At 57.3% G+C, this 19,432-nt stretch carries 14 protein-coding genes; 3 read left to right on the forward strand and 11 right to left on the reverse strand.

The features are described 5' to 3' along the window. Nucleotides 1-5: 5 nt before the first annotated feature. From B5D61_RS16885 to B5D61_RS16910, 6 genes are all read right to left on the reverse strand, one after another. Complete coding sequence (locus tag B5D61_RS16885; RefSeq protein ID WP_078814604.1) at nt 6-2,567, reverse strand: DNA gyrase subunit B; 2,562 nt, start codon at nt 2,565-2,567, stop codon at nt 6-8. A gap of 422 nt (nt 2,568-2,989) precedes the next feature. Then, complete coding sequence (locus B5D61_RS16890) at nt 2,990-4,996, reverse strand: prolyl oligopeptidase family serine peptidase (RefSeq protein ID WP_078814605.1); 2,007 nt, start codon at nt 4,994-4,996, stop codon at nt 2,990-2,992. 366 nt (nt 4,997-5,362) lie between these two features. After that, nucleotides 5,363-8,827 carry a glycoside hydrolase family protein gene (locus B5D61_RS16895; protein WP_078814606.1) on the reverse strand — a complete coding sequence of 1,155 codons (3,465 nt, stop codon included), beginning with the start codon at nt 8,825-8,827 and terminating at the stop codon, nt 5,363-5,365. A 64-nt stretch (nt 8,828-8,891) separates the two neighbouring features. Further along, nucleotides 8,892-9,533, reverse strand: a complete 642-nt coding sequence (locus tag B5D61_RS16900; protein WP_078814607.1) for an ATP-binding cassette domain-containing protein — start codon at nt 9,531-9,533, stop codon at nt 8,892-8,894. 31 nt (nt 9,534-9,564) lie between these two features. Further along, nucleotides 9,565-10,425, reverse strand: coding sequence for an MBL fold metallo-hydrolase (locus B5D61_RS16905; RefSeq protein WP_078814608.1), 861 nt, complete (start codon nt 10,423-10,425; stop codon nt 9,565-9,567). A gap of 136 nt (nt 10,426-10,561) precedes the next feature. Beyond that, nucleotides 10,562-11,761: an ammonium transporter gene (locus B5D61_RS16910; protein WP_078814609.1), complete on the reverse strand. Its 1,200-nt coding sequence runs from the start codon at nt 11,759-11,761 to the stop codon at nt 10,562-10,564. 355 nt (nt 11,762-12,116) lie between these two features. On the opposite strand from B5D61_RS16910, the gene B5D61_RS26395 reads away from it, so the two are divergent. The 3 genes from B5D61_RS26395 to B5D61_RS16925 all read left to right on the forward strand — a co-directional run bounded on the left by B5D61_RS26395 (nt 12,117) and on the right by B5D61_RS16925 (nt 13,653). Beyond that, entirely contained in the window at nt 12,117-12,269 is a 153-nt protein-coding gene (locus B5D61_RS26395; RefSeq protein ID WP_176159489.1) for a hypothetical protein, read from the forward strand. Between the two features lie 27 nt (nt 12,270-12,296). Then, complete coding sequence (locus tag B5D61_RS16920) at nt 12,297-13,052, forward strand: sulfite exporter TauE/SafE family protein (RefSeq protein WP_078814611.1); 756 nt, start codon at nt 12,297-12,299, stop codon at nt 13,050-13,052. A 76-nt stretch (nt 13,053-13,128) separates the two neighbouring features. After that, nucleotides 13,129-13,653: a MauE/DoxX family redox-associated membrane protein gene (locus B5D61_RS16925; RefSeq protein ID WP_078814612.1), complete on the forward strand. Its 525-nt coding sequence runs from the start codon at nt 13,129-13,131 to the stop codon at nt 13,651-13,653. Between the two features lie 28 nt (nt 13,654-13,681). Here the strand turns inward: B5D61_RS16925 and B5D61_RS16930 are convergent, their stop codons facing one another. From B5D61_RS16930 to B5D61_RS16950, 5 genes are all read right to left on the reverse strand, one after another. Next, nucleotides 13,682-14,218, reverse strand: coding sequence for a pyridoxamine 5'-phosphate oxidase family protein (locus tag B5D61_RS16930; protein WP_078814613.1), 537 nt, complete (start codon nt 14,216-14,218; stop codon nt 13,682-13,684). A 63-nt stretch (nt 14,219-14,281) separates the two neighbouring features. Next, nucleotides 14,282-15,190 carry a transglutaminase family protein gene (locus B5D61_RS16935; RefSeq protein ID WP_078814614.1) on the reverse strand — a complete coding sequence of 303 codons (909 nt, stop codon included), beginning with the start codon at nt 15,188-15,190 and terminating at the stop codon, nt 14,282-14,284. Nucleotides 15,191-15,328: 138 nt separating this feature from the next. After that, nucleotides 15,329-16,411, reverse strand: a complete 1,083-nt coding sequence (locus B5D61_RS16940) for an alpha-E domain-containing protein (RefSeq protein ID WP_078814615.1) — start codon at nt 16,409-16,411, stop codon at nt 15,329-15,331. Nucleotides 16,412-16,475: 64 nt separating this feature from the next. Continuing rightward, on the reverse strand, nt 16,476-17,930 hold the full coding sequence (locus B5D61_RS16945; protein ID WP_078814616.1) for a circularly permuted type 2 ATP-grasp protein: 1,455 nt from the start codon (nt 17,928-17,930) through the stop codon (nt 16,476-16,478). 65 nt (nt 17,931-17,995) lie between these two features. Beyond that, nucleotides 17,996-19,009 carry an NHL repeat-containing protein gene (locus tag B5D61_RS16950; protein ID WP_078814617.1) on the reverse strand — a complete coding sequence of 338 codons (1,014 nt, stop codon included), beginning with the start codon at nt 19,007-19,009 and terminating at the stop codon, nt 17,996-17,998. Nucleotides 19,010-19,432 lie beyond the last annotated feature (423 nt).

Here is a 19,432-nt window from a genome sequence, read left to right on the forward strand (position 1 = left end):
CAACATCAAACATCCAAATTCCGCACGTTGAGCGCGTTCTCTTCGATGAAGTGTTTGCGGGGTTCGACGATGTCGCCCATGAGAATGGTGAAGATGCGTTCCGCCTCTTGAGCGTTGGACTCATCCAGTTTGACCTGGAGAAGCGTGCGCTTGTTCGGGTCCATCGTGGTTTCAAAGAGCTGCTTGGCGTTCATTTCACCGAGACCTTTGAATCGTTTGATCTCCATGCCGCGTTTGCCGATTTCCATGACCTTGTCGAGGATGCCGGGGATGCTGAAGACCGGGTGGCTACGAGCATGGTCACCGTCACCTTCGATCACTTCGAACAGCGGGGTATCCTGGCTGCTGAAGTGGTTCACATGCAATCCGAGTTCATCGAGCTGCTGGAAGCGCTTCTTCATGCCATTGGCCTCATGAATTTCAATGAGACGAGCACGGCGGTGGGATTTGGGGGCTGGAGCCGTAGGGTTGCCATTCTCATCCACCTTCACTTCAGGTTTGCCGAAGAGATGCAGGTCGTTGTTTTCGCGGGCAAAGGCGGCCAGTTGCTCATTGCCCAAGAAGTAGCGGATGTTCACTTCATTGCCTTCACGGATGGTCACCATGTAGTGGGGCAGTGCACCGGTGGCTTCATCACGCTCTTGCAGGTAGGTTTCGAAATCACCGCCGTGACGACGGATGATATCAGCAAACTTGGAGACCGGCACCAGCAGGTCCAGGATGGACTTCAGATGCTCGTCCGAGACGGTGCTGTTATCGCCGAGATTGCGCAGGTGGATTTCACCAGAGCCCATTTCCAGGAGCATGGCTTCCATCTCGGCATCGTCTTGCACATACTCTTCACGCTTCTTACGCGTGACCTGATACAGCGGAGGCTGAGCCACATAGATGTGACCGCGCTTCACGAGCTCTGGCATCTGGCGGAAGAAGAAGGTGAGCAGCAGAGTGCGGATGTGAGAGCCGTCCACGTCGGCATCGGTCATGATGACGATTTTGTGGTAGCGCAGCTTGTCGATGTTGAAGGAGCCTTCCACCTCGCTATCGCCACCGATGCCGGTGCCGATGGCGGTGATCATGGTCTGGATTTCCTTGTTCTGGAGCACCTTTTCCAGACGAGCCTTCTCGGTATTGATCAGCTTACCACGCAGAGGCAGGATTGCTTGGTTATGACGGTTGCGGCCCATTTTGGCAGAGCCACCAGCGGAGTCACCCTCGACAATAAACAGCTCGGTCTTGCTCGGGTCACGCTCGGAGCAGTCGGCCAGCTTACCGGGGAGGCCACCGCTGCTCATGGCGTCCTTACGGATCGCTTCGCGGGCCTTACGGGCAGCTTCGCGGGACTTCGCCGCGATGATGATGTTATTGATCACCGTGACCGCTGTCTCCGGATTTTCATCGAAGTGGCGCATGAGGCCTTCATAGACGATGGAGCTCACCACGCCTTCGACCTCGTTGTTCACCAGCTTAACCTTGGTCTGGGAATTGAAGCGCGGGTTAGGCAGCTTCACGCTCAGCACGCAGATCAGACCTTCGCGGCAGTCATCACTTTCAATGTCCGGCAGCTTGTCTTTGAAGCTTTTAGGATTGGCCGTGATGTAGGCCTTAACGGCGCGGGTCAGGGCCGATTTAAAGCCGCTGTAGTGGGTGCCTCCGTCTGAGTTAGGGATCGCATTGGCGAAACAAAGCGTTTGTTCATTGAGACCTTTGTTCCACTGAAGAACACAGTCGGTCAGGATGAACTTTTTCTTGTCGTCAATCATCACCTCACGGCGACCGGCCAAGGCGATCGGCTCCGGGTGGATCTTGTCTTTGTCCGCGCCGAGTTCGCGTACGAACTGCTTCACGCCATCCTTGTAAAACAGCGTTTCCTGCCGCTCCTTCTCACCACGTTCATCGGTGAGGGTGATGTGGATGCCTGGGTTCAGGAAGGCCAGTTCACGCAGTCGTGTGAGCAGACGCTCATAGACGAACGTGGTGGTCATCGTGAAGATCGTGGCATCGGGGAAGAACGAGATCTTCGTGCCCGTGCGGGTCGGCTCATCCAGATCCCCGAGAACGGTCAGAGGCTCGGTGGTTAGACCGCGCTCGAAGCCGATGGCATAAACTTTGCCGTCACGATAAACTTCACACTTAAACCAGTCCGAGAGGGCGTTCACGCACTTGGCACCCACACCGTGGAGACCACCGGAGAATTCATAGGCACCATCGCCAAACTTGCCGCCTGCGTGCAGGTTGGTCAGCACCAGCTCGACGGTAGGCATGCCCTTGGCGTGCATCTCCACGGGGATACCACGTCCATCGTCTTCCACGCTCAGGGAGCCGTCGGAATGAATCGTGATCCAGACGTTTTTACAGTAGCCGGCCAGATGCTCGTCGATGGAGTTATCCACCACCTCAAACACGCAGTGGTGAAGACCACGTTCATCGGGATCGCCGATATACATCCCGGGGCGGAGGCGGACGGCTTTGAGCCCTTCCAAGTGCTGGATTTGTTCGGCACCGTAGGCCTGGTCGGAGGCGACGGCGGTCATGTTTGACTCGATGGAATCAAGGATTTCGTCTGACATAAAAGTGATCGGTTTCCCATCGCCTGAGTCTGTCCAAAAAACCGCTTCAGAAACGTGCCCGATGGGGAGGGAAACAGGCTAGCAAGCTGCCCCCTCCTGCCAAGGCTTTTTGGTGGAAAAGTGACGTTTTTTCGCCCGCCAAATTCGGCGGCGAGCCAATGACCGTCAAAGCCCTGAAAATCGGGTGTTCCACATGTTCCTCACTGTGGCCATTTGCAGGCTGAAAAAGACGCTTGATTTCTGGTGGAGAACGTTCCGAAAAATGACGGCCTTTGGGCGCGTGAGCGGTCCCCCAAATGCTCCTAAAGCGTTGCTGTCCCGGCGGTATTCTCAGGGGCAGGGGATAGCGAGGCCGACGAGAGGTCGGCATGCAGCATGAGGATGGGAAGAGGCGTGCCGACGGCACGTCGGCGCTCCATCGGTCACTTCACCTTCCAATTCTCGTCAAAGAAGTCTGCCGCCACCACCTTGCCGGCGCTTTCAGCCGTTGGCGGTTCGGTGATGTCCAGAATGGCCCAATCGGGCAGCTTGGGGTTTTGCAGGGAATTGGTGCGGTCGTGCGCTTCACGGAAGGTGAGGCCGGAGTTGAGGACGATACGGCTAGCCCATCTCAATCGATTCCATCGGTAACTCAATACGGGGACATGACTTTTTGCATCATAAGATTTACCCGCCATGGTCAAAGTGGATGAAGTCCATTGAAATGGCAGCTTCGCTGAAATCCGGGCGATCACTGAGTTTCCTTGGGCATCACCCCAAAGGCAAAGGCGGGGAAGATCATCCAGGTCGGCATCATCAGGTATTTCAGATGCCAAAATCACTTTGGGATCTCCTCTCATCAGGCTTCGCCAGCGCTGAATGAAATGCTGGGATTCCGCTTTAACCCACGCATCGACTTGCGGATTTGCACAAGGCTTGTCAGGCAAAACGATAGTGAATGCTTCCTGAAAGAAAGAATCGATCAAACCATCGTCTCCCAAACCTTTGGAGCCAGCCAGGTTAAATTTCCCGGCATAAGTCCATCCGCCGCGAGACTCTTCCTCAGGAGCCTCCCAGGCATATCCGTTGGCACGGCTATCGATCTCATGGAGTGCCTGTCCATCGATAAGCAACTTGAAGCCTTTGTAGGCCTCATTGCGAAGGAAATCTGGATCCAGATAGAACGATGCTACATTCTTGGTTTTGACTCGCAGGAGTTTGGCCGCCTCATCGATCTCTGCCTCAATTCGTCCGTCTTCCCATTGTTTTTTGAGAGCGCCTAGTTCGACCCAAAACATCTTGTTATAGCGGTTGGAACGTGTTTGCAGCACCACCTTCTTCGGCATGGGATCACGACCTTTCTCCACGGCTTGTTCAATCAAGGCCTGCACTTCTTTGATCACTTCGGGGTGATACTTGTGGCCCATGCCTGGACCGATGAGGTGCGGGCGGGTGATGCCTTCTTTGGCTAGCACTTCGGTCATGTATTCGGCGCTGTCACGCTGGGTGTCATTTTCACCGCTGTAGCTGATCAGGGGCACGTTCTTGAAGTTGAGGGCGTAGTCAGGCACGTCATACACGCCCCACAGCACCTGCTCATACCACGGCGGCATCTTATCCGGGGTGAGCTTCTGGTAGCGTTTCACATCCACGAAGCCCGCGCCGGTATGCACGCAGGCCCATTGATCGGCAAAGTGAGCGCCGATGTGCCAGGCACCGGCTCCGCCCATGCTGAAGCCAGCCAGGGCGATGCGGTTCTCATCGACGTTGAATCGAGCCTTGGCATCATCGCGAGCCTCGAACACATCGGTTTCCCCGGCGCTTTTCCAGCCGTTGCAGTAGCGGCCGAAGGGGTGGATCACAATCGTGCCCTTGGGCTGGAACTGCCCCGGCTTTTTGGCGTTGAGTCGGCTGTAAACGAAGTGCAGATCCGTGGCGGTATCACCCCGACCATGCAGCCAGACCCACATGGGCACGGGTTTCTTCCCCTGGCCAAAGGATAAGCCTTCAGGCACTTCCACACCGTAGGGTTGGGCGCTGCCATCGATCTTGGAGTAAAAGCCGAGCACCTTTTGCCCGCTGCCTTCCACCCAGGGGGTTTTGTTTTGCTTCAGGCTGGCGATGCGCTTCTGGGCCTCATCCAGGAGGGCGGTGGCTTTCTTGATGCCGTCCTCGGGTTTCTTGTCATACCACTCATCGAAGTCGAGCGCGTAACGCACGGCCTTGATGAAGATGGCAGCATCGGCGGAGCGCTCGTGCGACTGCACTTTTTTGAACTCTGTCGTGACCTCGGCCAGTTGCTTTTCGATGGAGCTTTCTTGCTCAGCGCTCAGCGCTGCCGTCGGTTTCGGGGGGAGGCTACCGCGGAAGGAGGCGGTGGCCCCATCGGGGCGGAGTTGAGCCGAGGCCAGAGTGGCGAAGGAGAGAGCAAGAAGCAACGGGCGATGCATGGCGGGGAAGGGGACTTAAACGTGGAGAGACGGGTGGAACTTCCAAGCTCGTTCCACAGATGACACGAGTGGCTAGGGTGTGTTTTAAAGTTCGGGAGAGGCTCGCCCGTGAGAAAGTGCTGAAGAGCAAGGCGAACGCCGAAGGGGCTAGGGTGACATAGCCCCAAGGTGTTCAACGCAGCGATTCGGCGCTTCGCTCACAGGGCCCTCCGGGTTGAGTCAGAACGAAGGCCATGGCGGCGTTACTTCGCTGGGCCTGTATCGCAGAGGATACAGGCACGGCGCTCGCGCCTTGCCCTGACCTCCGTTCTGACTCAACGAGCTCTTCCCCCATTTTAAAACACACCCTAGAAACGGATCATGAGACTAAGGCTGGGCCGTCTTAGCCCAGGTGCCGTCGGGAAGCTGGACCTCCATGTCCCAGGTGATGGTGGCTTGCGGGTCCTCCACTTGCACGGAGAACTCAAAGGGGAAGTGAGTGACTTCCTGCCGCTGCGCGGGGCCGTCTCCGATGCGATAGTGCAAGACCGCAGCCTTGGCGTCATGGAGGCCACAATTCACATAGGCGTAGAAGTCTTGCCAGAGGAAGGGGGGCACGGCGAGGCGGGTGGCAAGAGCCTGCCACGGGGATTGACCGAGGGGCCGACGCTCCATGACGGGTAAAGTCGGAAGGCTGGTTTTCGCGGTGGGCGCTTGGCGATGGGTGAGCACATCCAGTTTCACCTCATCCAGGGTTAAAACCAGGAATCCCTGGGTGGGGAGGCTGATCTCGGCCACGCCATGGCTCATGGGAACGTCCGGCGCTTTTTGATTGTTCAGCTTCGCTTGAAGATGGGTTTGCGTTAAGGCTCGCCCCAAGAGGGACTCATCGATATGCAGTTGCACTTTTTGTTCGGCGAGGGCTTGGTTGAGAAGCAGGATGTGCAGCTTCCCGTGTCCTTCGGCCAGCAGGTGATCGACTTTAGGATTGTTCAGCGTGACGGCTTTCTGATTGAGCCAGGGCCACGCTGCATCTTCATAAACATGGCCCGGTGCATGTCCCCAGAGGCGACTGTCAAACCACACGTAACCCATCTGGCGCGTGGTGGGGAAGATCACTTGGCCATGGGACCTCACTTCGGCGTCGGTAAACAAAAAGTCTAACACCGAGGCGGTGAAAGGAGCGATGTGATGGACATACAGGGACGTGATGTCGGGGCCTTTGACGGGATAGTCTGCACGACGAAACTCATCGGTCTGCCCATCGAGATAATAGCCGGGGTAATTGGCATAACGACCGATCATGGCGTTGCGTGCGGCGATGCGAAAGGCGGGATCTCCGGTGAGATGGCTCATGCGCAGCAGATTGGCCGCCCACACACTCATGAGGATGTTGGCCTGGCCCTCCCGGCGGACATAGGTGAAGGGATGCTCAAGCCCGAGTCCAATGTTGCTCACGGTCCAGGCAGGGACTTCGCGTTCAGGGATCTTCGGGGCTGGGGTATCAATGGAGCCTTCAGTGGCAGGGCCCTCATAGACACCCACACGTTTGCGGCCATTTCCCCACCACCAGATGGAGCGTGCATGATCATAGACACCCCCGGGATTCAGTTTCACAGTCTGGCTGCGGGTTGGGAGCTTGGGTTGGGTCCAGAGGGTGGTGATCAATTCGCGAGCGCCCTCGGTCGCCGCTGTGAGGAATCGTTTTTCCCCGGTGGCTTCATAGAGATGCAAGAGCCCTTCCCAGTTGGAGGTGTAGGAGACATTGACAAAGTGGCGATCACCCGGGTCCTTCAATGGGGCAGGGGCTGCGAGTTGGGCGAGATACTTGTCCCCCAATGCCACAGCCTCATGCTTCCACGTCGTCTCACCCGTGGCCTGATACAGGGCTAAGGCATCATCGAAGGGCTGGCCATGACCATTGGGCGTGGTGCGTCGCAGTTGCTGATCCGCCGTCAAGGCCAGTTCGGCAAAGGCCCCTGTGCGGCCTTGAGTCATGGTCAAAGCGGAGGCGTAGGTGGCGGCACCGAACAGCTTCACGGGACCCTGCATCGGCTGATGCTGATAGTAGTTGTCTCCGATCTCTGACTCGATGGCGAAGTGGGCCGAGGGGCGAGACAGTAAGAACTCCAAGGAGGGTCTCGCCAACTGCTCGTAAAGGGTCCGGTCACCCGTGAGCAAATAAAGGCTCAGATAGACCAACGGCGAGCTCTGAGTGACCACGTTACGGCTCTCGATCTGCACGCTGCCTTTGGCCTGGGCGTCCCAGCCGGAAGCCGCTTCATCACGCATCAGTTCTAGTAGATTAAAAACACTCTCGGTCAGGGAAAACGTCGTGGGTTCGCGATAGTCCTTCAGGGCGAAAAGCTCATCGGCAATGCCTCGATAAGCGGCATACCAGTCGCCGGGTTGGACCCAGAGACGAAAGCGCGAGCTGATCTCGGTGCCTTCTGAGCGGCTGCCGGGTAAGCCCATGACGGGGGAATAAAGCATCGGTTGAGCCTGCCCCTCTTCATTGCGTAAGCCGAAGCCATAGCGCGAATGATCTTCCCGTAACCATGCATAGGGGATCTGGTCGGGATCGGCCACGAGGGCGCAGGAGACTCGGTTTCGGTTGACCAAAGTCATGGGGGTGGGCGTGGTGGAATTCAGCAGCAGGAGCGGGTGATCTGGAAAGCGCCAGTCGTGAAACTGGAACGGCAGTAACCAATCGTCCGCTTGGGCTGGAGCGACGGCCAACGGGCCGTGAAACCCAAGCGAGTAATGGCCTGGCTGGGCGGGCTTAAAGCTCATGCGAATCAAGGCATCTCGACGCCCAGGTTCCAGCACCCAGGTGACATACAGGCGACCCGCTGGCGTGGGGGCAAAGGTGAGATGCACACTCTGGGCATCCACCTGCTCGGCAGCGATGGGACGCAGAGGATGACAGTGCCCGGCCAGCCAAGGCACCGTGCCAGGGCCGAGTCGGGTCAGGGCGGAGCTGTCTCCTGCCTGGACTTTGACGGTGGGACTCTCGGAGGTGTCCCAGGTGGGATAGACGCGTCCGCGACTGATCGTGGGCGAGCTTTCCAGCGGGCGACTCAGGATGCGATAGCTGGCGGTGTCAGCGTGTTCCTGGAGGGGCTGCCACTCAGCCCCCTGTTTCACGGCCACTTTCATGCCGATGGCTGTCCCCGTGTCGGTCTTGCCGGTGTGGAAAGTGATGCGCAGGTGTTCGTTCTCCAGCTTGGCCGTAGGGGCATCGGCCACCTGGGTCATGGCTGCGGGGCTGAAGTTTTTCCGCGAGGCTTCATCCAGAGAGACGGGTTGCGTGACGGCGGCTTCTTTGTGCAGTTCCCAGGTCACGCCCTCCGGCACATAGCTCATGTTATCCGTGAGGAGGATGGCTTCACAGCGGGCTGAGTGGCGCGCAGTCTCGCCCAGCACGACCAGGAGCGGCCCTGCCTCGGCCTGGATCGTCCCGCCATCTTCCCAGGCCCAACCGTCCTGGCCCTCCTGACCATGGGTGCCAAAGCGGTGCTCCAATCGGGTCTGCCCGAGTCTCAGGGAAAAATAACGGGCACCGGGGCGGTCCTTGGCAAAGTCCCGACTGCGCACCCAGACACGCCATTTGCCGGCATGCGGCATCTGGATCGCTCCCACCGCAGGCGCGGATTCCACCGCTGGTGTGGGGGCCGTCAGGTAACGTCGAGCGCCTCGATTGAGTCCTGAGTCGGTTTCCAAAACCCAGCCGCCCGGCATCTCTAAATTCTCCGTCATCAAGACAAAGGTCTTGGCCTGGAGCCGCTCCGCCGGAAAAAGGGCGAAGCAGAGTCCAAGAAGCAAAAACCAGCGGGGGCAGCGATGCGGCATGAGCAGCGATACCTCGCCCCTCCTATCCGGGCAACGCCCTTTGTTTGAGGCACTGAAAACTCGATCAGAGCGCGACGATTTTTCCTTCGTCCAAGCGCAGGTGGAGTTGGCCCATCGTCTGAGCTTCAGCGCGCGAGTGGGTGACATGCAGGACTGTTAGCTGGTGTTGCTGATGCATGTTGTGCAAAAGCTGCGAGGCTTCTTGATGAGTCGCTTCATCCAAGGCCGACAGGGGCTCATCCAGCAAAAGCACTCTTGGCTGAGCCGCTAGGGCCCGTGCTAAGGCGACTCGTTGTTTTTCTCCACCGGACAGGTGCTCTGGATAGCGATCCAGAATGTGATGGATACTCAGTTCTGCAGCCAGTTCTCTGATCAAGGCTTGGCGATCTGCGGAGGGGTGCTTGGGCAGTTTGGCCGCGAAGCCGATCTGTTCCCGAACGGATTGACCTGGGAAAAGAGCGAGATCTTGCGGCACGTAGCCGATCTGGCGTTGGCGCGGCTCCCAGGCGGTGACATCCACGCCATTGAGCAGCACCCGTCCACGAGTGGGGGGGCGCAATCCACAGATGATCTCCAGCAGGCTCGTCTTACCACAGCCCGTGCTCCCCATGAGAACGGCATAAACTCCCGTGGGAATCTCCACACAGATGTCCTGCAAGGCAAAACCCCCCGGGGCCTGCCAGCCGATGTGATCCAGGGTGATCATGGGAGAAAAAGCAAAGCGCAGCGCAATGAAGCTAAAATAAAGCGAGCTGTTGCTGCACCGTCGTGGTGGAGGCGCTCACGCTGAGGCTGATGACGACACGACGGCGTGCTACCTCGATGGTTTGCGTGTGGCAACGCCGCTCCGCACACAGCACCTTGGTCTCCGTATTGCCCACGCGTTTCAGGCTTTCCTGAATGCAGCGGATGGCTCGGTCAGGCTGATTGCAGTCATCACTCAAGTGCCCGAGCACCACATGATGTAGGCCTGGGTGGGCGATGGACTCGATCAGCTCCGCCGCCTGCTCATTGGAGAGGTGGCCATGCCGGGAACTGATGCGCTGTTTGGTCGCCCAGGGCCGTTTGACGTCCGCATCCAGGAGTTGGGTATCGTAGTTGGCCTCGACAAAGAGACTGTCGGAGGTTTTGAGACGATCCTTGATCAGATTGGTCACGAAACCGACATCGCTGAGCAGCCCCAGACGGGATTCTTCATCGGCTAGAACGAAGCCCACGGGATCCACCGCATCATGCGGGACCGGAAAACACTCGATGCGGAGATCTTGGAAATCGAAGGCGCTACCGGTGGTCATCAAGCGCCATGCCGGTGGCGTGCGGAATTTCAAATGGGACTCCAAGACCTCACGGGTGAGGGCCGTGGCATAGAGGGGAAGGGGGCGTTTGCTGCTGAGCACTTCCAAGCCATTGGTGTGGTCTTGATGCTCGTGCGTGAGCAGGATGCCATCGATCTGATCCAGGGTGTAGCCAGCGGCGGCGAGGCGAAGGCAGATTTGTTTGGCGCTCAAACCAGCATCCACCAGCACGGTGGTGCGGCCCGTGGACACGACGGCGCAGTTGCCTGAACTGCCGCTGCCGAGAACTGTGAGTCGAACCATGTCCTGTGTTTTTAACCGGATGGGCGGAGGCTGCAAGGCGCAAGTCAGCCCTTCACTCTGAAAAGAAAAGTCCCCGGCTACTTGCGCAGCCGGGGACTGTTATGGTTCGGGAGTAGAACGGAGCCTACCGTAGCACTTAGTGGTTCGGGGTGATGTTGTAAGCAACAGCACCGTGTTCGCCGATGTCGAGGCCTTCGGATTCTTCTTCTGGGCTGACGCGCAGACCCATGATCAGTTTCAGGACGAAGAACAGCACCAGAGCAGCCACGAAGGTGGAGGCGTAGGCAGCGATACCAGTCAGCTGGCTCATGAGCTGAGCGGAACCGGCTTTAGCACCGAAGAGGCCGACGGCCAGAGTGCCGAAGATACCGCAGACAAGGTGCACGGAGACGGCACCGACTGGATCGTCCACTTTGATCTTGTCGAAGAACATGACGGAGATCACCACCAGGGCACCAGCGATAGCACCGATGATGATGGAGTCCACGGGGGTCATCTGGTCTGCACCAGCGGTGATGCCCACCAGACCGGCCAAGATACCGTTCAGAGCCATGGAGAGGTCAGGCTTCTTCAGGATGACTGCGGAGACGATGGCAGCAGCCACGCCACCAGCAGCAGCGGCCAAGGAGGTGGTGACCAAGGTCAAGGACACGAGAGCAGGATCAGCGGACAGGACGGAGCCGCCGTTGAAACCGAACCAGCCGAGCCAGAGGAGGAAGACACCGATGGTGGCCAGAGGCATGGAGTGACCGATGATCGGCTTGATTTTGCCATCTGCAGTGTATTTGCCAAGACGAGGGCCAAGGATAAGCACACCGGCCAGAGCGCCCCAACCGCCCACGGAGTGGACGAGGGTGGAACCCGCGAAGTCATAGAAAGGAGTCTCAAGGCGGTTCAACCAGCCGTTGCCCCACTTCCAGCTACCAGCGATCGGATAAACGAGAGCCACATAGATGGTGGAGAACAGCATGAAGCTGGTCAGCTTCACGCGCTCAGCGACAGCACCGGAGACGATGGTGGCGCAGGTAGCGGCGAACATGGCCTGGAAGAGGAAGTCGGTCCAATAAGTATAACCAACGTTGTAAGCGGAAGTCACACCGGCTTCATCGGTGCTGATGCCGAAGCCTGCAAACTTGAACCAGAACTGAGGATCTTCATCGGCGAAGCCAGGATACATCAGGTTGAAACCGCACAGCACATAGGTGAGTAGGCCGATGCAAGGAATCAGGGTGTTCTTGAAGAGGATGTTGACGGTGTTCTTGGACTGAGTCAGACCAGTTTCAACAGTGGCGAAGCCAAGGTGCATGATGAACACCAAAGCGGTCGAGAGCATCATCCACAGGTTGTTCGTGGTGAAGAGCTCCACAGAAGGACCTGCATCTTCAGCCGGAGCGGCAGGAGCTTCAGGAGCTGGGGCCGCTTCGGGGGCGGGGGCTGGCGCAGGTGCGGGGGCTGGAGCAGCCGCCGGAGCCTCTGCGGGTGGTGGGGCGGCTTCTTGCCCATGAGACAGGGGTTCGAGCGTAAGCCCCAATGTCGCAGCCGCGAGTCCGGCAGCGAGCAGGCATGCAGTCCATCTGTTTTTGCTGGTTAGCATAGTTGTATCGTTTTGAGTTGGTGTTGTGGCGGCTACGGGAACCGTTCCTCTGGAGGGCAAAGCAAGGGGCGTGCCAAATTTTCCACCGGAACTCTTTATGAAAATCTGCATCGGGCTTCTGGCCCTGATTTTAAGCGCTCTTCAACGTCGTCGAATGGGCTTGGGAGCTGGGATTGAAGCAATGCTTGGCAGGCGAAATCTGGCCGCTTGGAAGGTTTCACTTGCAGTCTTTCTAGATGCTGCGAAATGAATCCTATCAACTTTGTAGGATTTAAGAATGTCTGAAGAATTCATCATTTATGTCGTGGCCGGTTTCATCGCTCAAATCATCGATGGAGCCCTGGGTATGGCCTATGGCGTCACGGCCTCCAGCGTGCTGGTGAGCATGGGCGTGCCCCCTGCGGTGGTGAGCAGCACGGTGCATGCGGCGGAATGCTTTACGACCGGAGCCTCGGCGCTCTCGCACCATGCGTTTGGAAACATCAGCAAGGAGCTCTTTAGGCGCTTATTGATTCCTGGTATCGTGGGGGCTGCCGTGGGAGCTTACGTGCTCAGCTCGGTGGATGGGGATGCCATCAAACCATACATTTCAGCCTATTTGCTGATCATGGGCGTGGTCATCATCGTCAAAGCCTTCAAAGTTTTTCCACCTCGCGACGTGACGACGAAACTGACCCCGCTGGCTCTGATCGGATCGTTTCTGGATGCTGTCGGCGGCGGTGGTTGGGGGCCGATCGTGGCGACCAATTTGATCTCCCGTGGAAACTCCTTTCGCTTCGCCGTCGGCAGTGTGAATGCCGTTGAATTTTTTGTTACGCTCTCGGCTTCCATCACTTTCTTCCTCAGCATCGGCTTGGGGCATTGGCAGGTGATTGCCGGGTTAGGATTGGGCGGCCTATTGGCAGCTCCTCTCGGAGCCTTCCTCACCAAAAAACTGCCACATCGCCCGATGATGGTCGTGGTCGGAGTCTTGGTGGTGATGCTCAGCTTGCGGACGCTCTTAAAGGCGCTCGGATACTGGCATTGGTTTTAATGTCGGTTAGGCGGTCGTGCTTCGGCGGGGGTGAAATAATCACGTCCATCGGGATTTCTCAGGCCGAACCCTGGGTATGAAAGCTGATTCCGACATTCACCGCAGACAAGAAAATCGAGGCGCTCATTGGACTGATTATTTGCCTCTCATGGTCATCGTGGTGCTCGCGATCCTGGCGGCGCTGGCCAAACAGGTCGACTATGGCGAGTGGAACGGCATGCGCTGGATGCATGATTTCATGGGCTTCTTTTTGGTGGAGTTCTCCATGTTCAAGTTCTTTGATCCCGTGGGATTTGCCGATGGTTTTCAAATGTATGACCTGCTGGCCAAACCGTTTCGACCCTATGCCTATGTGTATCCCTTCATCGAGTTAGGTCTGGGGCTTGGCTATCTGTCGTTTTGGCAGCCCCAGGTGATTTACACAGTGACGTTGATCGTCATGCTCTGGGGAAGCCTCGGCGTGTTGAGAGCCCTGATGAAGGGGCTGGACCTCAACTGCGCGTGCATGGGCACCGTGCTGAAAGTGCCCCTATCCACCGTGGCTCTGACCGAAGATCTGGGCATGGCCGCGATGGCCGGGGCCATGCTGATCGCTGCGTGATCTGGAGCGTTACCAGGCACTGACTTTTCTAAACGGTCAAATGACCCTCGATGGAGTCGTCGAGGGTCTTGCCGAGCATCGCTCCGATGAGCATTTTCACTCCGGCGACGGCATTGCCATGCCGATTGTCCCAATAATATCCATCCTCGGGCACGACCTGAATCACGGTGATTCGTGGGTCATCCTTTCCGCCGGTAAACCATGTTTTAAACACAGGCTCCCAGAGTTCATCGATCTTGGATTGATCTCGGGACAAGGTGGCCTTGCCATTCAGTTGCAGGAAGTCGGAGTGCTTGGAGCCTTGGAAGAACAGCGTCACCGCATGATCGGCCTTCAGTTCCAGATTCTTGTGACTGTCATCTGCACTCAGAAACCAGAGATGGCCTTGATGATCCACCTCGAGCACGGTCATCGGCCGAGCCTGAGGGAAGCTGTTGCTCGCGACAACCGTGCAGAAAAAACAAGTCTGGGATTTGCGAACGATGGCTTGAATTTTTTCAATGGCCTCTTGGGCATGAAGATTCTCGCGATTCGGTTCGGGTTGCTGTTGATTGATGGAATCCATAAGAAATGAGAGTGATTGCTTTCATTCGCATGGTCTCCAGGGTTCGGCTGTGACTGCGGGGATTTAGCCGACGCGGGTCAGAGTCGTGGTATCATGGGGCAGTCGGATCTGAACGATGACGTCCATATGCTGGCGGCCCTTGCCGCGGAAACGGCCGCTCACCGGTTTGGCATCGTCATAGTCGCGCCCGATCGCCAGCTTGACGTAACGGGAGTCGGCTTCTCGGTTGTGGGTCGGGTCCCAGGCTTTCCAGCCGTAGGTGGGCAAAAAGATTTCCATCCAGGCGTGAGAGGCTTCGTTCTCATCCCCTGTTTTGCCGTTGTAAAAATAGCCGCTGACATAGCGGGCTGGGATGCCCTGGCTGCGGCACAGAGCGATCATGACGTGGGCATAGTCTTGGCAGACGCCTCGGCGATCTTTCAGGGCTTCTGAGGCATTCGTGTGCACATGGGTCCAGTCAGGATCATAGGCGAAGATGGAGTGGACATGGTGGCCGATTTTGACCGCATCCGCCCAGATGTCTTGAACCTCTTGTCCGATGATGTCCACCGCTTCTCTCCAGATGGCCACGTTCTGCGTCACAAACTTGGATTCGACGACGAAGTCGAAGTAGTTCTCATGCACTTCCGGTAGATTCAGGGAATCCAGGGTGAGACCCGTGGGCGGACAGCCGCGAGGATCTAGACGTGTCTCGACATGGGAGACGGCCTCGACTTCCAGCACCTCATGAGGTTGGTGAAGTTCGAAATGGTCCACCCGGTTCAGATAGAAATCGTGGTGCGTGTGGATGGGCACCTGAGGATCCAGCCGGAGATTGAAGGAGGCACAGCGCTGGAGCGGATCTGAGACGGGGCAGAGCCGGGCGTCATTGTAGCTGTCCAGCACAGGTCCATCGTAGTGGAAGCGCGTGAGATGCCGCACGCGGAGGTTCATTCCGGTCAAAGGGGTATCGGAAACGGGCTGGTTAGGCATCCAAAGGGGGCTCAATGAGCAGTCTCGGGCTAATAAAAGGGGGGGAGAACAGTGGTAAAAAGTGAGACGGCTCCGGCAAGGAAAATTAGCCTGTTACCGGAGCCGCCGACTCAAAAAATCGTCGTTTGCGAAAAACGATTAACCAAGGTGCTGTTGTTGTTGCTCTTGCTGCTGGTGAAAGCGGATCTCGGCCTGCATATCCACCGGGGGATGATACATGAAGCTCGTGTAGAGATGATCCCCAAAAGCGCTGATCTCAATCTGCACCTCATCCAGAAATTCATGCAGGCCACGACCGATGATGTCTTTCACGGTGGTGAAGTGCAGGTTGTTCAAGAACTTGCCAAAGCGGCGCTCTCCATCGCTGCGGTATTCGCCTTGGGGCGTGCCTGCGATGGAGTGCGCAAAGCTGTCCATTTGCTCCAAGCAGAACATCAGAGAGCGGGGGAAGGTGTCTTCGAAGATCAGGAACTCGATCACCTTGTCCACCAGGATATCCGCCACATAGAAGCGGCGGTAGGGCTCCACAGCGCTCGCGGAGCGCAGCACGGCCTGCCATTGCGCGGCATCCACCGCACCGCCGACATCGGTCACCTTCGGCAGGAGAATGTGATACTTCATATCCAGGAGGCGCGTGGTTTTATCCGCACGTTCCATGTATTTGCCGAATTGAATGAACTCGAAGCCTTCGTTGCGTGAGAAGGTGGAGACGGTGATGCCCTGGAACAGATGAGAGAAGCGCTTGATCTCGTCATAAAACGCACTGGCGCTGCCGTTGCGGATCTTGCTGGGGGGGCTGCTCTTGATGAAGTGATAGGCGTCATTCAGCACCTCCCACATTTCACTGGAGATCTGATCCCGCACCTGGCGAGCGTTTTCACGAGCGTTGGAGATGCAGTTGAGGAGTGAGTTGGGGTTTTCGGAACGGAAGGTGACGAACTCCATCACGCTGTCGCTATCCGCCGTGCTGTAGAGTTGAAAGAAGATGTCTTCTTCACAGGTGGAGCGCAGGATGGGCAGCCAGTGCTCCTTCAGCGTCTCATCAGACACTTGGCCGAAGTCCAGGAGGATCTGGAGATTGACATCCACGAGCCGGGCAAGGTTTTCGGCTCGTTCAAGGTAGCGACTCATCCAGTAGAGGCTGCCAGCGACACGGGACAGCATGACATTGGCCTGCTTGTGTCGGGCGACTTCTTCTTGGGTCGAGAATGACTTGGACATGGTCGGAAAAAGGTGGGCAGTTTGAGCTAAAACGAGGCTGCGATGACGAGGTGAGGTTGGTTCATCATGCGGGCACGGAGTTCCTTAAAACCCAGGTGTCTTTAGAGCCGCCTCCCTGGGAGCTATTGACGACGAGGGAGCCTTTTTTCAGGGCGACACGGGTGAGCCCACCGGGTGTGACCACGATTTTTTCACCGTAGAGGATGTAGGGACGGAGGTCGATGTGACGCCCTTCAAAGGCATCTCCGGTCCAAGTCGGATGACGGCTGAGTGAAATGGGGTTCTGCGCGATGAAGTTACGCGGATTCTCTTCGATCAACTTCCGGAATTCCTCGATCTCGGCTTTGCTGGCCCAGGGGCCCATGAGCATGCCATAACCACCCGCTTCATTGGCCGATTTCACGACCAGTTTATCCAGGTTGGCCAGGATGTGCTGGCAGTCCTTGGGTTCGGAGGCGAGGTAGGTATCCACGTTCGGTAGGATGGGGTCCTCACCGAGGTAGTATTTGATCATGTGCGGCACGAAGTAATAGACGACCTTGTCGTCCGCCACGCCGGTGCCGATGCTGTTGGCGAGGCTGACGTTCCCCGCGCGGTAGGCGTTCACCAGCCCAGGCACACCGAGGAGAGAGTCGGGGCGGAAGACGGAAGGGTCGAGGAAGTCGTCGTCAATGCGGCGGTAGATCACATCCACCTTCACGAGACCGGCGGTGGTGCGCATGTAAACTTTGAAGTCCCGCACGATCAGGTCACGCCCTTCGACAATCGGGATGCCCATCTGACGAGCCAGGAAGGCGTGTTCAAAGTAGGCGCTGTTGTAAACCCCCGGTGTCAGCAGCACGCAGTTAGGGGCCCCGTCGGCATTGTAATTGGCCGGTGCGCAGTATTGCATCACTTTCAGCAATTCGGACGGGTAGTTGGACACGGAGTGGACGCCACTGGCTTTGAAAAGCTCAGGGAAAGTGCGCTTTAGGGCGGCGCGGTTTTCCAGCATGTAGCTCGCCCCAGAAGGGCAGCGGAGGTTATCCTCCAGCACGAGGTAGCGGCCATCTTTATCTCGAATGAGGTCGGTGCCGCAGATGTGCACGTAGATGTCCTTGGGCACCTCGAAGTGCATGAACTCACGGCGGAAGTGCTTGGCGCTCAGCAGATACTGCGGCGGGATGACACGATCTTTGATGATCTTCTGATCATGATAGATGTCATGCAGAAACATGTTCAGCGCGGTCAGACGCTGGATCAGGCCTTTTTCGACCACTTCCCACTCCTCGGCGGAGATCACCCGGGGCACACAGTCGAAGGGGAAAATGCGCTCGGTGCCTTGGGAATCACTATACACCGTGAAGGTCACGCCACCTCGCATGAAGGAGGCTTCGACGGCCGCCTGCTTGTTCCTGAACTCGTTGGGATCGACATCGTTCAGGGCGGCTGCGACGCTGCGGTAGTGAGGACGTGTAACGCCGTCGGAAGTGAACATCTCATCGAAGAAGTTCTCCGGCTGGTAGTTGTCAAAAAGCATATGGTTGTAGCCTTGTTGGTTGGCTGAAGGGGTGAATTAGCAAGAGTAGGGCCAAGTTTGGTTCGTCATCGTATCCGTTCCAGTTTGAGAAGCGGGGCGGCGGGGGAAGCGAACTGGGCCACATACAGATTTCCTTCGGAATCCACCGCCACGGCGTGCGGGTGAATGAAGGTTTGGCCCTCACTTTTCATGGGCTGGAGCACGCCGTCCTGATAACGGGCAGGTGGGGCTCCTAGATTAGAAACGATCTTAAAATCCCGGTCCAGGATGCTGATGAAGCCTGGGGAATGGCGATCCTTCGGCCACTGGTCACCGAGGTGGGGGATGATGGCCAAGTCTCCCCAGAGCACGACATCTCGCGGATTGCCACCCGGGAAGGGGAGGCTATCGACCCAATGCCCGTCGAGCGTGAAGCGTTTGATCTCCTGCTGGTCACTCATGGCGATGACGATGCGCGGCTGATCCGTTGTGCGCAGGTCCAGGGCTCCCCCGTGAGGCCCCCAGTGTGCCAGTTGGTCCGTCACCTCGCCCACATTGCCACCCCAGGTGTGGGTCAGTTGCCCGTGGGGATCGTAGGCATGGATGTAGTCTTTGCCGTAGCCATCCATCACCCAGAAGCGGCCATCGGGATGATGCAGTGTTTTGGAAGGCCGGTATTCGGCTTCGTTCGCATACAGACCGCTTTTCTGCGGCCATGGAAAGCGGGCCAGTTCTTTGCCGTCCAGACTGAGTTTCCGAACCTCATGCAGGACGGTGTCCGTGATGTAGAGGACCTCTTGATCATTTTCGGTGATCAGAGACATGCCATGGGCACCCGGCATACGCGCCGTCCAGGTATCTAAAAGCTCACCCGACTTGGCATTCAGGATCAAGATGTTGTTCCGAGGTTCATCCGTTAACACAAACAGACGACCCTGCTGATCAAACGCCAGGGCATGACCGTTTTTGATCGGGGCTTGTTGAAGGGCTGTTTCGGCCCACCCCTGAACAATCCGGTAACGAAATTCACTCTGTCCCAGAGTTTCGTCTGCTTGGCATGGCAAACTCAACACGCCGATCAAAAGCAGACTTTTTAGCATACTCCAAGCCAACCATAATGACGAAGACCAGGAAAGTCTGAAATGAGCATCCATGTGAATCAAAGTGCATTTGTTGGCTCAAAGAGTCGTCCCAAGAGCGCGAAACAGGTAAAAGTCCTTGTCTCGATCGAAGCGGTGGAACCGAATCCCTGCGGTCCCGGTTCACGCGATGCACACCCAGAGCAAGGAAGGTCAACCTGATAACGATGACGATGAGAATTTCGATCACGTGCCCGTGGAGGAGAGGAGGTTAAAGCTTGGGGCCGATCATCCCTGATGGGGTCGATCGCTTCTGACAAAGGGAGAGACCCAAAAGATCATCAGCTCGGGTTAGGCAGGTTACGCCGAGGGGCAGGATCAAGATTCGGAGCCTAATCGATAACATCATCAGCAGGCGGAAGAAGGAGGAGTAAAAGAATTAGG

This window comes from Prosthecobacter debontii (assembly GCF_900167535.1).
GTDB classification, from domain to species: Bacteria; Verrucomicrobiota; Verrucomicrobiia; order Verrucomicrobiales; family Verrucomicrobiaceae; genus Prosthecobacter; species Prosthecobacter debontii.

Excerpts from the sequence above, each read along its gene's own strand:
- B5D61_RS16885 (WP_078814604.1), bottom strand. The coding sequence starts at position 2,567 with ATGTCAGACGAAATCCTTGATTCCATCGAGTCAAACATGACCGCCGTC.
- B5D61_RS16890 (WP_078814605.1), bottom strand. The coding sequence starts at position 4,996 with ATGCATCGCCCGTTGCTTCTTGCTCTCTCCTTCGCCACTCTGGCCTCG.
- B5D61_RS16895 (WP_078814606.1), bottom strand. The coding sequence starts at position 8,827 with ATGCCGCATCGCTGCCCCCGCTGGTTTTTGCTTCTTGGACTCTGCTTC.
- B5D61_RS16900 (WP_078814607.1), bottom strand. The coding sequence starts at position 9,533 with ATGATCACCCTGGATCACATCGGCTGGCAGGCCCCGGGGGGTTTTGCC.
- B5D61_RS16905 (WP_078814608.1), bottom strand. The coding sequence starts at position 10,425 with ATGGTTCGACTCACAGTTCTCGGCAGCGGCAGTTCAGGCAACTGCGCC.
- B5D61_RS16910 (WP_078814609.1), bottom strand. The coding sequence starts at position 11,761 with ATGATGCTCTCGACCGCTTTGGTGTTCATCATGCACCTTGGCTTCGCC.
- B5D61_RS26395 (WP_176159489.1), top strand. The coding sequence starts at position 12,117 with ATGAAAATCTGCATCGGGCTTCTGGCCCTGATTTTAAGCGCTCTTCAA.
- B5D61_RS16920 (WP_078814611.1), top strand. The coding sequence starts at position 12,297 with ATGTCTGAAGAATTCATCATTTATGTCGTGGCCGGTTTCATCGCTCAA.
- B5D61_RS16925 (WP_078814612.1), top strand. The coding sequence starts at position 13,129 with ATGAAAGCTGATTCCGACATTCACCGCAGACAAGAAAATCGAGGCGCT.
- B5D61_RS16930 (WP_078814613.1), bottom strand. The coding sequence starts at position 14,218 with ATGGATTCCATCAATCAACAGCAACCCGAACCGAATCGCGAGAATCTT.
- B5D61_RS16935 (WP_078814614.1), bottom strand. The coding sequence starts at position 15,190 with ATGCCTAACCAGCCCGTTTCCGATACCCCTTTGACCGGAATGAACCTC.
- B5D61_RS16940 (WP_078814615.1), bottom strand. The coding sequence starts at position 16,411 with ATGTCCAAGTCATTCTCGACCCAAGAAGAAGTCGCCCGACACAAGCAG.
- B5D61_RS16945 (WP_078814616.1), bottom strand. The coding sequence starts at position 17,930 with ATGCTTTTTGACAACTACCAGCCGGAGAACTTCTTCGATGAGATGTTC.
- B5D61_RS16950 (WP_078814617.1), bottom strand. The coding sequence starts at position 19,009 with ATGCTAAAAAGTCTGCTTTTGATCGGCGTGTTGAGTTTGCCATGCCAA.